The sequence below is a fragment of the Streptomyces sp. NPDC004667 genome (assembly GCF_040609475.1).
Lineage (GTDB): Bacteria > Actinomycetota > Actinomycetes > Streptomycetales > Streptomycetaceae > Streptomyces.
Window position 1 is genome coordinate 1 of the sequence record NZ_JBEXKC010000011.1, and the last position, 13,913, is coordinate 13,913.

Genomic DNA, 13,913 nt, shown 5'->3' on the forward strand with positions numbered 1-13,913 from the left:
GCTTGGCGGCGATCTTGGCGATCGGGAACGGTCGTCGGCAGCGCCGCCGCAGCCCGCGACAACTGGCGGCGCATCGTGCCGCAGGCGCTGGTCGTCGCCTTCCTCGCGGGCGGCACCACCGCCTTCGTCGCCGCCGACAAGGCCGTCCGCCTCACCGTCGACGGAGTCCCCCGCACCCTGCACACCTTCGCCGGCAGCGTCGACGACCTCCTCGACGCCGAGGGCCTCGGTATCGGACCGCACGACCTCGTCGCCCCCGCCAGGGAATCCGCCCTCGACGACGGCGAGCAGATCGTCGTCCGCTACGGCCGGCCCCTGCGGCTCACCCTCGACGGTCACAGCCGCCAGGTGTGGACGACCTCCGCCACCGTCGAGGGCGCCCTGCGCCAGCTCGGCGTCCGCGTCGAGGGCGCCTACCTCTCCGCCCCCCGCACCGCGCCCGTCCCCCGCTCCGGCCTCACCCTGGGCGTCCGCACCGAACGCGGCGTCACCTTCATGGCCGACGGCCGCGAACGCACCATCCGCACCAACGCCGCCACCGTCCAGGAGGCCCTGGACCAGGCCGGCATCACCCTGCGCGGGGAGGACACCACCTCCGTGCCCCCCGACTCCTTCCCCCGCGACGGCCAGACCGTCACCGTGCTCCGCATCACCGGCACCCGCGAGGTCCGCGAGGAGCACATCCCGTACGAGACCGAGCGCGTCGAGGACGACACCCTCTTCGCGGGCACCGAGGTCGTCGAGCGCGCGGGCCGGCCCGGCGCGCGCCGCGTCACGTACGGGCTCCGCACCGTCAACGGCGTCCGCCAGGAGCCCCGCAGGATCGCCGAGGAGGTCGTGCGGGAGCCGGTCGGCCAGCTCGTCAAGTTCGGCACGAAGCCGCTGCCCGCCTCCGTGGCGGGCGCCGACGGCCTGGACTGGGACGCCCTGGCCCAGTGCGAGTCCGGGGGCCGTCCCTCCGCCACCGACGCCTCGGGGACCTACGGCGGCCTCTACCAGTTCGACGTACAGACCTGGCACGCCCTCGGCGGCACCGGCCGCCCCCAGGACGCCCCGGCCGGCGAGCAGACGTACCGGGCGAAGAAGCTCTACGTGCAGCGGGGGGCGAGTCCCTGGCCCCACTGCGGGCGAAGGCTCACCCACTGACGTCGGTCGTCGAAGCGACCCCCGGCCCGTATCGCTTTGTCGACAATGTCCTGTCCCGGCCGGCCCCGCACCACCCCGTCCACGGGGCACGAGGAGCCGCACCGGGAGCCGGGTTCCGCCCCCGCGCGCGGCCCGCCCCTCCACGGCGGGACCGCCACCGCGGAGCGGACACCCGGTCCGGCTCGGGATCACCCGGCCGATCTGAGACGCTTTACCGGTGAGCACCGCAGAGCAGCAGCCCCCCGCGACCCCTTCCGACGCCCTCCTCGGCCCGGCCGACATCCGAGAGCTGGCCGAGGTCCTCGGCGTACGCCCGACGAAGCAGAAGGGGCAGAACTTCGTCATCGACGCCAACACGGTGCGCCGGATCGTCCGCACCGCCGAGGTGCGCCCGGACGACGTGGTCGTCGAGGTCGGCCCCGGTCTCGGCTCGCTGACGCTCGCCCTGCTGGAGGCCGCCGACCGGGTGGTCGCCGTCGAGATCGACGACATCCTGGCCGCCGCGCTGCCCGCCACCATCGAGGCGCGGATGCCGCTCAAGAAGGACCGCTTCGCGCTGGTCCACTCCGACGCGATGCTGGTGACCGAGCTGCCCGGCCCGGCGCCGACCGCGCTCGTCGCGAACCTGCCGTACAACGTGGCCGTCCCGGTGCTGCTGACGATGCTCGACCGCTTCCCGACCATCGAGCGGACCCTCGTCATGGTCCAGGCGGAGGTCGCCGACCGGCTCGCCGCCCGCCCCGGAAACAAGGTCTACGGCGTCCCCTCGGTCAAGGCCAACTGGTACGCGGACGTCAAGCGCGCCGGGTCCATCGGCCGCAACGTCTTCTGGCCCGCGCCGAACGTCGACTCCGGACTCGTCTCCCTCGTGCGCCGCGCCGAGCCGGTGAAGACCACCGCCACCAAGGCGGAGGTCTTCGCGGTCGTCGACGCCGCCTTCGCGCAGCGCCGCAAGGGCCTGCGCGCCGCCCTCGCGGGCTGGGCCGGGTCGGCCGCGGGCGCCGAGGCGGCACTGGTCGCCGCCGGGGTCCCGCCGCTGGCCCGCGGCGAGTCCCTCACCGTGGAGGAGTTCGCGGCGATCGCCGAGCACAAGCCCGCCGCCGAGAGGCCCGCGCTGTGAGCGCCCCCACGACCGGCACCGCCGTGACGGGCGCCGACGCGGTGGACACCGACGGGACGGGCGCCCCCACGACGGGCCCCGGCGCGACGGGCGCCCCCGCGGCCGGCTCCCGCGCGGGGGTGACCGTACGGGTCCCCGCGAAGGTCAACGTCCAGCTGGCGGTGGGCGCGGCCCGCCCCGACGGCTTCCACGACCTGGCCAGCGTCTTCCTGGCCGTCTCCCTCTTCGACGAGGTGACGGCGACCCCGGCCGACGCGCTGCGGGTGACCTGCGCCGGCCCCGACGCCGACCAGGTCCCCCTGGACCGCACGAACCTCGCGGCGCGGGCCGCCGAGGTCCTCGCCGCCCGCGCCGGGATCTCCCCGGACGTGCACCTCCACATCGCCAAGAACATCCCCGTCGCCGGCGGCATGGCCGGCGGCAGCGCGGACGGCGCGGCGGCGCTGCTGGCCTGCGACGCGCTCTGGGGCCTGGACACCCCGCGCGAGGAGCTCCTCGCCCTCTGCGCCGAGCTGGGCAGCGACGTCCCCTTCAGCCTGGTGGGCGGCGCCGCCCTCGGTACCGGACGCGGCGAGCTGCTGACGCCCGTCGAGGCGGGGACCTTCCACTGGGTGTTCGCCGTCGCGCACGGAGGCCTGTCCACCCCGGCGGTGTTCCGCGAGTTCGACCGGCTGACCGAGGGCGTCGACGTACCCGTCCCTCAGGCCTCCCCGGTGCTGCTCGCCGCGCTCGCCTCCGGCGACCCGGACGCGCTCGCCGCGGCCCTGGTCAACGACCTCCAGCCGGCGGCGCTCTCGCTGCGCCCGCAGCTGGCCGCCACCCTCGCGGCGGGCGCCGACGCGGGGGCGCTGGCCGGGCTGGTGTCGGGCTCCGGGCCCACCACCGCCTTCCTGGTCCGCGATCCGGAGTCCGCCGCGAAGGTCGCCGCGGCCCTCGAAGCGTCCGGCACCTGCCGGGCCACCCGGATCACCGCGTCCCCGGCCCCCGGCGCGACGGCGCTCCCCGCCTGACCGGCGGCTACTCAGGGCGCGGATGAGTATCCGCGCCCTGTCGGCGGCCCGGCGCCGCGCGCCACCGTGGGGGCATGACAGTCAGCGCGCGCGCCATGGCCGCGGCCACCCCCACCGCCCGGGACCGCTACGTCGACCTGCTCCGGGTCGCCTCCCTCGCCACCGTGGTGCTCGGCCACTGGCTGATGGCCGCGGTCAGCGGGGACGGCATGGGGAACCTGCTCGCCCTGGTCCCCCCGCTCCAGGTCCTCACCTGGGCCCTGCAGGTCATGCCGGTGTTCTTCTTCGTCGGCGGCTTCTCCCACGCCCTGTCCTACCGGTCCCTGGAGCGCCGGTACCCCGGCCGGCCCGGGTACGCCGTCTTCCTGCGCGCCCGCCTGCGCCGGCTGCTGCGGCCCACCCTGGTGTTCGTGCTGGTCTGGGCCGCCCTCGCGCTGGCCGTGCAGCTCGCCGGGCACGGCGGCGGCCGGCTGACCGGCGCCGCGCTGCGCACCGTCACGCAGCCGCTGTGGTTCATCGGGATCTACCTCGCCATGGTCGCCCTCACCCCGCCGCTGCTGAGGCTGCACGCCCGCCACGGCTGGGCCGCGTTCGCCGCGCTTGCCGGGGCGGCCGCGCTGGTCGACGTACTGCGCTTCGCGCTCGGGGTCCCGTACGTGGAGTTCCTGAACTTCGCCCTCGTCTGGCTGGCCGTGCACCAGCTCGGCTTCCTGCGCGCCGACGGCCGGATCACCCGGCCCGCCCTCCTCGGGGCCGCCGGACTGGCCGGCGCGGTACTGCTGGTGGCGTTCGGCCCGTACCCGCTGTCCATGGTCGGGATGCCCGGCGAGAAGGTCTCCAACATGGCCCCGCCCACCCTCGCCCTGCTCTGCCACGGCATGTGGCTGGTCGGCGCGGTCCAGCTGCTCGCCCGCCCCGCCGGCGCCTGGCTGGCCCGGCCGCGCGTCTGGCACGGGGTCGTCGCCGCCAACGGGATCGCCATGACCGCCTTCCTGTGGCACCTCACCGCCATGCTCGGCGTGTACGCGGGCCAGCTCCTGCTCGGCATGGCCCTCCCGGAGCCGGCCACCGGCGCCTGGTGGGCGCAGGTGCCGGTGCGGATCCTGCTCGCCGCGGTCCTGACCGCCCTCCTCGTGGCCTGCTTCCGCCGCTTCGAGGCCCCGGGCGCGACCGCCCGCGGCGCCGTCGGCGATGCCGTCCGCGACGAAGGCCCCGGCAGCGGACCCCTCGCCGCCGCCGGGATCACCCTGTGCCTGCTGGGGATCCTGGGCCTGTCCATGACCGGCCTCGGCGGTCTCCTCCAGGGCCACAGCGCCGTCCTGATCGCCCTTCCGGTCACCGCGCCCGCCGCCATCGGCATGGCCGTCGGGGGCGCCTGGCTGGTGGAACGGTCGGGGTCGGCCCGGAGGGTTAGGCTGAGGGGCTGATCCACACCCCTTCCCTGGAGCGCGTCTGATGGCCGTCAATCTGGTCAATGTCGAGGCAGTCAGCAAGGTGTACGGCACCCGTACCCTGCTCGACGGCATCTCCCTCGGCGTGTCCGAGGGGGACCGGATCGGTGTCGTGGGCCGCAACGGCGACGGCAAGACCACCCTCATCCGGATGCTCGCCAAGCTGGAGGAGCCCGACACCGGCCGGGTCACCCAGAACAGCGGCCTGCGCATGGGCGTGCTCACCCAGCACGACTCCCTCGACCCCGCCGCCACGATCCGGCACGAGATCATCCGCGACATGGCCGACCACGAGTGGGCCGGCAACGCCAAGATCCGCGACGTGCTGACCGGGCTCTTCGGCGGGCTCGACCTGCCGGGCTTCGGCCAGGGCCTCGACACCGTCATCGGCCCCCTCTCCGGCGGTGAGCGCCGCCGCATCGCGCTCGCCAAGCTGCTCATCGCCGACCAGGAACTCCTCGTACTCGACGAGCCCACCAACCACCTCGACGTCGAGGGCATCTCCTGGCTGGCCAAGCACCTCCAGGAGCGCCGCTCCGCGCTCGTGTGCGTCACCCACGACCGCTGGTTCCTCGACCAGGTCTGCACCCGCATGTGGGACGTGCAGCGCGGTGAGGTCCACGAGTACGAGGGCGGCTACAGCGACTACGTCTTCGCCCGCGCCGAGCGCGAACGCATCGCCGCCACCGAGGAGCAGAAGCGGCAGAACCTGATGCGCAAGGAGCTGGCCTGGCTGCGCCGCGGCGCCCCCGCGCGCACCTCGAAGCCGCGCTACCGCATCGAGGCCGCCAACGAGCTGATCGCCGACGTGCCGCCGCCGCGCGACACCTCCGAGCTGATGCGCTTCGCCAACGCCCGTCTGGGCAAGACCGTCTTCGACCTGGAGGACGTGTCCGTCCAGGCCGGCCCCAAGGTCCTGCTCAAGCACCTCACCTGGCACCTGGGCCCCGGCGACCGCGTCGGCCTCGTCGGTGTCAACGGCGCCGGCAAGACCTCCCTGCTGCGCGCCCTCGCCGAGGCCGCCCGTACGCAGGGCGAGGTCCAGCCCGCGGCCGGCTCCATCACCGTCGGCAAGACGGTCAGGCTGGCCTACCTCTCGCAGGAGGTCGGCGAACTCGACCCGTCGCTGCGCGTCCTGGAGGCCGTCCAGCGCGTCCGCGACCGCGTGGACCTGGGCAAGGGCCGTGAGATGACGGCGGGCCAGCTGTGCGAGCAGTTCGGCTTCACCAAGGAGAAGCAGTGGACGCCCGTCGGTGACCTCTCCGGTGGTGAGCGGCGCCGGCTGCAGATCCTGCGGCTGCTGATGGACGAGCCCAACGTCCTCTTCCTCGACGAGCCCACCAACGACCTCGACATCGAGACGCTGACCCAGCTGGAGGACCTCCTCGACGGCTGGCCCGGATCGATGATCGTGATCTCCCACGACCGGTTCTTCGTCGAGCGCACCACCGACACGGTGATGGCGCTGCTGGGCGACGCCAGCCTGCGGATGCTGCCGCGCGGCCTCGACGAGTACCTGGAGCGCCGGCAGCGGATGGTAGAGGCGGCCGCTCCGGCGCCCGTCCCGGCGGCCGCCGCCAAGTCCTCCTCCTCGGGCGACTCGCGCGCCGCGAAGAAGGAGCTCCAGAAGATCGAGCGCCAGCTCAACAAGATGTCGGACCGCGAGTCGAACCTGCACGCGCAGATCGCCGAGCACTCCACCGACTACGACAAGGTGGCCAAGCTCGACGCGGAGCTGCGCGAACTGATCTCCGAGCGGGACGACTTGGAGATGCGCTGGCTGGAACTGGCCGAGGAGGCCTGAGAAGACGCCCCCGGGGGGCGTCAAGCGGCCTGATAACGGCGGAGTCACGGGCCGGTCCGACCTTGGGAACAGGGGTCGAACCGGCCCGTCGCATGTCGGCCACGAGTGATAGAAAGAGTCGGTTCTTTCCGCCCCGTGCCCGCCGATCCGCAGATCCACACCGCCCGACGCCGAAGGTATGCGCTGATGACCGAGCCGCCCCAGCCGCCGAACCAGCCGCCGACGCCGTCCGGTTACGGTCATCTGCCGGGCCCGCCCCAGCAGGGTTACGGACACCCGCCGCAGGGCGCCAACCCGTACGCGCAGCAGCCGACGCAGCCGACGCCGCAGCAGCCGCAGCAGTCGCAGCAGCCCCCCACGGTCCCGCAGGGGGGCTACGGTTTCCCGCCGCCCGGCGCGCCCACCGTCACGTACCCCGCCGCGGCGGTCCCCGGCGGCCCGGCCCGCGGACGGCGGACGGCGGTCGTGATCGCCGCGGCCGTCGCGGGCGTGCTCGTCCTCGGTACGGGCGCCTGGTTCGCCTTCGCGGGGGGCGACGGCGCGGACCCGAAGAAGCCGGTCGCACAGGGCTCCACGCCCGCCGACCCGAAGCCCTCCGGCTCCCCGTCCGTGGACAAGGGCGACGGCTCCGGCAACGGCGGGTCCGACCAGATCGACCTCGACGCGGGCCGCAAGCCCGGCGAGGACAAGGCCCTCTGGCTCAAGACCGCCAAGCTCACGGGCCCCGGCGCCGGCATTCCGACGAAGGGTCAGTGGGTGGTCGGCGACACCGTCGTCAAGACCGTCGACAAGAGCCTCGTCGCGTATGCGGTGACCGACGGCAAGGAGAAGTGGAAGCTCGACGTCCGCACCGAGGTCTGCGGACTCACCGGCCAGGTGACCCCCGACGGCAAGACGGTCGTCATCGTCAAGGACGGCGCGGGCGACAGCGCGACCTGCGACCAGATGAAGCTGATCGACCTCAAGGCGGGCAAGGAGGTCTGGACGAAGCAGGTCCAGAAGGAAGGCCTCTTCGACAGGGAGATCGACGCCTCGCTCGCCTTCACCGCGGACACCCTCGTCGTCAACCGGATGGCCGGCACCTCCGCCTACCGGCTCAGCACCGGCGAGCGGCTCTTCTCCGGCTCCGGCCCCGAGGGCTGCCAGCCCCGCGTCTACGCCGCCGGCAACGGCAAGCTGATCGGCGTCGCCACCTGCCAGGACACGGACCGCACCACCGAGGTCCAGGACGCGGACCCGCTGACCGGCAAGAAGACCTGGTCCTACCGGCTCCCCAAGGGCTACGACGTCAACGCCGTGTACTCGGTCAACCCGACCGTCATCGACGCCTCGAACCGGGACACCAAACAGCGCGCCGTCATCTTCCTCGGCAACGACGGACAGAAGCGCGCCAGCATGTCCGCCCCGGGCAACTTCGTCCTCAACTGCGGCGGCTCCAGCACCTCCGAGGGCCTGCAGAACTGCGGGGACGCCGCCGTCGACGGCGACACCCTGTACCTGGCCACGGGCGACGAGGCGCGCGACAACAACGAGATCGTCGCCTTCGACCTCGCCAGCGGCAAGGCCAAGTGGCGCACCGCGGCCGGGGACAAGAGGAACTACATCCCGCTCAAGGCCGGGAACGGGCAGCTGACGGCCTACCGGACCGGCGCCGTGGACGAGCCCGGCGAGATCGTCTCGCTGGCGGTGGGCGACGGCAAGCCCAAGGTGCTCCTGAGTCTGCCTTCGGGACCCGCCGCGAAGATCGAGGGCTCCTTCCTGTTCGCGCAGCGGTCCTACGAGGGCGGCCGTTTCTTCCTGTCGGCGACCAGGCTGAACGGCGACGGCAAGGACGAGAAGCTCCTGATGGCATTCGGCAAGTGAACGAGTCCACCGAGCCGCCGACCGAGAGGCAGCAGTACCCCAGATGAGCACCCCGAACACCCCGCCACCGCCGAACCAGCCGCCCAACGGCGGCGGCTTCGGGGCGCCCCCGCCGGCCCAGCCGCCGACCGCCCCGCAGCCGCCGGCCCAGCCCCCGACCGCCCCGCAGCCGCAGGCCCCGCCGCCGGCCGGCGCACCGCCGCAGCCCGGTTACGGATACCCGCACCCCCAGCAGCCGCCGCAGCCGGGCTACGGATACCCGCAGCAGCCGCAGCCCGGTTACGGCTCCCCGCAGCAGCCGCAGCCCGGTTACGGCTACCCCCAGCAGCCCCCGCAGCCGGGCTACGGATACCCGCAGCCCGGCGCGGTGCAGCCCCCGGCGCAGACCGCCCCGCCCACCGGCGGCGGTACGCAGCGCAGCCAGCTGATGATCATCGGCGCGGCCCTGCTGGCCGTGGTCCTCATCATCGGCGGCGGCTTCTGGTACCTCTCCGGCGACGACGACAAGGGCGGCGGCACCCACCCGACCGCCGACGGCACCGGCGGCGCCACCGACGGCGACAAGCCCCCGGCGGCCGCGGGCGGCGGCACGGAGAAGCGCCCGGCCAACCCCAAGTCGAAGACGCTGGTCAACGTGGTGAGCCCGGCTCCGGCCGACGTGGTCTCCGTCGACGGTTCCTGGCTGACCGACAGCACCTACGTCAAGTCGGACATCGCGAAGGTGGTCGGCTACAACCTCGTCGACGGCGGCAAGAAGTGGGAACTCCCGCTCCCCGCCAACGTCTGCGGCGCCACCAAGCACATCAGCGACAACAAGACGGCCATCCTCTTCCAGGAGGCCCAGGCGAGCGACTCCAACAAGTACCCCCAGTGCACCCAGGTCGGCGTCATCGACCTGAACACCGGCAAGCTCGTGTGGTCGGCCACCGCCAAGTCCACCACCGGCGGCGACAAGCCCGTGGCCTTCACCGAGGTCACCCTCAGCGGCCAGACCGTCGCCGCGGGCGGTCTCAGCGGCGGCGCCGCCTGGAACCTCGCCGACGGCAAGTCCCTGTGGTCCCCGAAGGTCGACGGCGAGGGCTGCTACGACCTCGGCTACGCGGGCGGCGAGGCCCTCGCCGTGCTGCGCAAGTGCGGCCGGATCCCGAACCAGACCCTGCTCGCGCAGTCCCTCGACCCCGTCACGGGCGCGCCGAAGTCCTCGTACAAGCTCTCGCCGGGCATCGAGTGGGCGGGCATCATCTCCACGAAGCCGCTCATCGTCGCGGCCAACGTGGGCAACACCGCGAAGAACGCGACCAACGTCAGCGACCTGTTCGTGGTCGACGACGCCGGCCAGCTGAAGTCCCACATCGCGCTGTCGGGCGGCAACTACGCGCCCAAGTGCCCCGCCACCGAGGTCGAGCAGTGCTCGAACATGGTCGTGGGCAACGGCAAGGTGTACCTGCCCTCGTACGAGCACCAGGGCTCGGCCTCCGTCGGCCGCACCAACGAGATCCTCTCCTTCGACCTGGAGACCGGCAAGCCCACGGCCGACCGCGCCGACGCGGGCGAGCGGTACACCATGTACCCGCTGCGGATGGACGGGCCGAACATCATCGCCTACAAGGTCCCGCCGTACGACGGGGGCGGCCAGGTCGTCAGCATCGACGGCAAGACGATGAAGGAGACCCTGCTGATGCAGAACCCGGCGGAGAAGACGAGCCAGCGCATCGAGACGAGTTTCTCGATGGACTACTCGGAGTACCGCTACCACAACGGTCACCTCTTCATCTCCCGCACCATGGCGCGCAAGCCCTACTCCGACAAGGGCGACCCGGAGTACCTCTTCGCCTCGTTCGTCGCGAACTGACGCGATCCGAAGCGAACCGAAGCGAACCGAAGCCCCCGGAAGGTCAATCCTTCCGGGGGCTTCTCGCGGTAACCGGCACGCTCCGTCGAACAAGCGTGTAGCTTGCCGGGTCAGAAGGATCTGGGGTGGGAGCCTTGATGGGCGTAAGGGTCATGGTGGTCGACGAGCACCGGCTGCTGGCCGAGGCGCTCGCCTCGGCCCTGAAACTGCGCGGGCACCGGGTGCTCGCGGCGGCCGCGCCGACGGCGGGTGCCGCCGAACTGGTCATCGGCCGCGCCCCGGAGGTGTGCCTGTTCGGCACCGCCACCCCCGCCGAGCCCGGGGTCTTCGAGCCCGTCGCGCGGATCAGGCGGGAGCGCCCGCAGATCGCCGTCGTGGTCCTGGGGCCCGTGCCGAACCCGCGGGGGATCGCCGCGGCGTTCGCCTCCGGCGCCTGCGGCTACGTACGCCAGGACGAGCGCATCGAGGGCGTGGAGCGTGCCCTTGCCAAGGCGCGGGCCGGGGAGTCGGCGGTCTCCCCGCAGCTGCTCCAGGGGGCCTTCGCCGAGCTGCTCAACCCCGCCGCCCAGCCCGACGACGAGGGCAGCCGGCTGCTGCGGCTGCTCACGCCCCGGGAGGTGGAGGTACTGGTGCGGGTCGCCGAGGGCGAGGACACCCGGCTGATCGCCGCGGGGATGGCCATCGCGCCCAGCACCGCGCGTACGCACGTGCAGCGGGTGCTGATGAAGCTGGGCGTCGGCTCCCGGCTGGAGGCCGCCGCGCTGGCCGCCCGTACCGGGCTGCTGGACCGGGCGGTGTTCCCCGCGTCGGAGTCCGTGGTGGAGTCCGTGGTGGAGGGCCCGGCCGTGCGGTGAGCCGGGCGGAACGGTGATTGCCCCGGAAGCGTGTAATCCGGTAAGTCAGAGTCAGTGCACGCGCGCCCGTGCGCGTCCGCGAGAGGTTGGAGTGCGAGTGAGCAAGTACCTGGTCACCGGTGGGGCGGGGTATGTGGGCAGCGTCGTGGCCGCCCATCTGCTGGAGGCCGGCCACGAGGTCACCGTCCTCGACAACCTCTCCACCGGCTTCGGCGAGGGGGTCCCCGCGGGTGCGACCCTGGTCAACGCCCGCATCCAGGACGCCGCGGAGCACCTGGACGCCTCCTACGACGCGGTGCTGCACTTCGCGGCGTCCTCGCAGGTCGGCGAGTCCGTGGTCAACCCCGGCAAGTACTGGGACAACAACGTCGGCGGCACCCTCGCCCTGCTGACCGCGATGCGGGAGGCGGGGGTGCGCCGCCTGATCTTCTCCTCCACGGCGGCCACCTACGGGGAGCCCGTGGACGGGCCGCTGACGGAGACCTCCGCGACCGCCCCGACCAACCCGTACGGCGCCTCGAAGCTGGCCGTCGACCACATGATCGCGGGAGAGTGCGCGGCCCACGGCCTCGCCGCCGTCTCGCTGCGCTACTTCAACGTGGCGGGCGCCTACGGGAAGTTCGGCGAGCGCCACGACCCGGAGACGCACCTGATCCCGCTGGTCCTGCAGGTGGCCCTGGGGGAGCGCGAGTCCATCGCGGTGTTCGGCGAGGACTACCCCACCCCGGACGGCACCTGCGTGCGCGACTACATCCACGTGGCCGACCTGGCGGAGGCCCACCTCTCGGCGCTGCGCGTCGCGGCGGAGGGCGAGCACCTGATCTGCAACCTCGGCAACGGCAGCGGGTTCTCCGTCCGCGAGGTGATCGAGACGGTCCGCAAGGTCACCGGCCGGGACATCCCCGAGACGGTCGGCCCGCGCCGGGCCGGCGACCCGGCGGTACTGGTCGCCTCCGCGCGCACCGCGCAGGAGCGCCTCGGCTGGGCCGCGACCCGCTCGGACCTCACCCGCATCGTGACGGACGCCTGGAACTTCGCCCGCGCCACGCGTTCCTGACGCGCGCGGCACACCCCGCGCCCCGCCGCAACCCGCCCGGAGCCACCGCCACCTCCCACGCCCCCGCCCGCACCCCGGGCGGGGGCGTGCGTGCGTCGGGCGGGCGCGGCGTGCGGGCGTCGCGCGCGGGCGCCAGGCGTGCGTACGCCGGGTGAAATGCCCCCCGTGCAACTGCCCGTGGCACACCCCGGTCGGAAATCCGCCCCAGGACCTTGCGGACAGGTGAATTCAAGCCATCGGCCGACCCGTTGAGGACCCTCCCACGGGAAAATCCCTGGGAAAACTTCTGCTATTCGGCCAACCACGAGACAGGACCCGTTCTACGCTGATGCGTGACACCGGTGGGGGCCGGTGTTGATTCAGGGGTCGAGACACGCCGGGTACGGCGTCCGGTCCGGGGTAGTGCACAGATGTCGCGGCGGCGGCCGCGGCGGCAGTGGGCCACCCGGTCCGGGCGTCGTACCCGTAGTCGTCCGTTCCCCGACCCTTGGGGGTTTTGTGGTCCGTATCCGGGTTCTGGTGGTCGACGACCACCGCATCTTCGCCGAGTCTCTGGCAGCCGCGCTCGCGGCCGAGCCGGACGTGGACGTGTCCGCGGCCGGCAGCGGCCCCGCCGCCTCGCGCTGCCTCGAACGCGCGGCGGCCGAGGGCCGCCGCTTCGACGTGCTGCTCGTCGACGCCGACCTCGGCGCCGCCGGCTCCGGCGTGCCCGCCCAGCGGGAGGCCGGCTCCGCGCCGCCACCGCCCGTCTCCGACGGGATCGCCCTGGTCGCGGGGGTGCGCGTGGCCCACCCCGGGGTGCGCACCGTGGTCCTCGCCGAGCGCGACGACCCGCGCCGGGCCGCGCTCGCCCTCCAGGCGGGGGCGTCCGGATGGGTGGCCAAGGACTGCTCCCTCTCGCGGCTGCTGGCCGTCGTCCGCGGGGTGCTGCGCGAGGAGACCCACCTGCCGCCGGCGCTGCTCACCGGGGTGCTGCGGGAGCTGACCGCGGCGCGCAAGCACCGCAGCGACAGCGAACGGCTCGTGGAGTCCCTGACCCCGCGCGAGCACGAGGTGCTGCGCTGCATGGTGGCGGGGCTGGGCCGCAAGGACGTGGCCGCCCGGCTGTTCCTCTCCCCGCACACCGTCCGCACCCACATGCAGAACGTGCTGGGCAAGCTCGGCGTGCACTCCACGCTGGCCGCCGTCGCGCTGGCGCGGCGGGCCGGGGTGCGTCCGGCCGAACTATCCGGGGATGTTGTCGAACGGAGCGGTCAGCTGGCGTAGCAGCCCGGCGAGATCGCCGCGCTGGGCCGTGGAGAGCTGGGCCAGGATCGCGCGTTCCTGGGCCAGCAGCCCGGCGAGCGACTGGTCGGCGCGGTCGCGCCCCTCGGGCGTCAGCCGGACCAGCACCCCGCGCCGGTCGCTGGGGTCGGGCAGCCGTTCGACCAGGCCCTTCTTCGCGAGCCGGTCGATGCGGTTGGTCATGGTGCCCGAGGTGACCAGCGTCTGCGTCAGCAGCTGGCCGGGGGAGAGCTGGTAGGGCGCGCCCGCGCGCCGCAGCGAGGTCAGCACGTCGAACTCCCACGGCTCCAGGCCGTGCTCGGAGAAGGCCAGCCTGCGGGCGCGGTCGAGGTGGCGCGCGAGCCGGCTGACGCGGCTGAGCACTTCGAGCGGTTCCACGTCGAGGTCAGGGCGCTCTCGCCGCCATGCCGCGACCAGTCGGTCGACCTCGTCCTCCATGCCGATCAGTGTAAGGGGTCTGTCGATGTGAAGT

At 73.4% G+C, this 13,913-nt stretch carries 11 protein-coding genes; 10 read left to right on the plus strand and 1 reads right to left on the minus strand.

From position 1 onward, the window contains the following. The 10 genes from ABZW32_RS08555 to ABZW32_RS08600 all read left to right on the plus strand — a co-directional run. On the plus strand, positions 1 to 1,146 hold a 1,146-nt coding region (locus ABZW32_RS08555; RefSeq protein ID WP_356213056.1), incomplete at its 5' end, for a ubiquitin-like domain-containing protein. A gap of 217 nt (positions 1,147 to 1,363) precedes the next feature. Then, positions 1,364 to 2,266, plus strand: coding sequence for a 16S rRNA (adenine(1518)-N(6)/adenine(1519)-N(6))-dimethyltransferase RsmA (gene rsmA, locus ABZW32_RS08560; protein ID WP_356213059.1), 903 nt, complete (start codon positions 1,364 to 1,366; stop codon positions 2,264 to 2,266). A 119-nt stretch (positions 2,267 to 2,385) separates the two neighbouring features. Beyond that, positions 2,386 to 3,276 carry a 4-(cytidine 5'-diphospho)-2-C-methyl-D-erythritol kinase gene (locus ABZW32_RS08565; RefSeq protein ID WP_356213321.1) on the plus strand — a complete coding sequence of 297 codons (891 nt, stop codon included), beginning with the start codon at positions 2,386 to 2,388 and terminating at the stop codon, positions 3,274 to 3,276. A 74-nt stretch (positions 3,277 to 3,350) separates the two neighbouring features. After that, a complete protein-coding gene (locus ABZW32_RS08570; protein WP_356213062.1) occupies positions 3,351 to 4,703 on the plus strand; it encodes an acyltransferase family protein in 1,353 nt (450 codons plus the stop codon). Between the two features lie 28 nt (positions 4,704 to 4,731). Continuing rightward, positions 4,732 to 6,531 carry an ABC-F family ATP-binding cassette domain-containing protein gene (locus ABZW32_RS08575; RefSeq protein WP_356213065.1) on the plus strand — a complete coding sequence of 600 codons (1,800 nt, stop codon included), beginning with the start codon at positions 4,732 to 4,734 and terminating at the stop codon, positions 6,529 to 6,531. Positions 6,532 to 6,717: 186 nt separating this feature from the next. Beyond that, positions 6,718 to 8,394 carry a PQQ-binding-like beta-propeller repeat protein gene (locus tag ABZW32_RS08580; protein ID WP_356213068.1) on the plus strand — a complete coding sequence of 559 codons (1,677 nt, stop codon included), beginning with the start codon at positions 6,718 to 6,720 and terminating at the stop codon, positions 8,392 to 8,394. 43 nt (positions 8,395 to 8,437) lie between these two features. Next, positions 8,438 to 10,246, plus strand: coding sequence for a PQQ-binding-like beta-propeller repeat protein (locus tag ABZW32_RS08585; protein ID WP_356213071.1), 1,809 nt, complete (start codon positions 8,438 to 8,440; stop codon positions 10,244 to 10,246). A gap of 137 nt (positions 10,247 to 10,383) precedes the next feature. Continuing rightward, positions 10,384 to 11,100: a response regulator transcription factor gene (locus tag ABZW32_RS08590; protein WP_356213324.1), complete on the plus strand. Its 717-nt coding sequence runs from the start codon at positions 10,384 to 10,386 to the stop codon at positions 11,098 to 11,100. A gap of 97 nt (positions 11,101 to 11,197) precedes the next feature. After that, positions 11,198 to 12,157 carry a UDP-glucose 4-epimerase GalE gene (gene galE / locus ABZW32_RS08595; RefSeq protein WP_356213073.1) on the plus strand — a complete coding sequence of 320 codons (960 nt, stop codon included), beginning with the start codon at positions 11,198 to 11,200 and terminating at the stop codon, positions 12,155 to 12,157. 498 nt (positions 12,158 to 12,655) lie between these two features. Next, positions 12,656 to 13,423 carry a response regulator transcription factor gene (locus ABZW32_RS08600; protein ID WP_356213076.1) on the plus strand — a complete coding sequence of 256 codons (768 nt, stop codon included), beginning with the start codon at positions 12,656 to 12,658 and terminating at the stop codon, positions 13,421 to 13,423. On the opposite strand, the gene ABZW32_RS08605 is transcribed toward ABZW32_RS08600, so the two are convergent. Then, complete coding sequence (locus tag ABZW32_RS08605) at positions 13,382 to 13,879, minus strand: MarR family transcriptional regulator (RefSeq protein ID WP_030231940.1); 498 nt, start codon at positions 13,877 to 13,879, stop codon at positions 13,382 to 13,384. The two genes, ABZW32_RS08600 and ABZW32_RS08605, sit on opposite strands and share 42 nt — an antisense overlap. Positions 13,880 to 13,913: the final 34 nt, after the last annotated feature.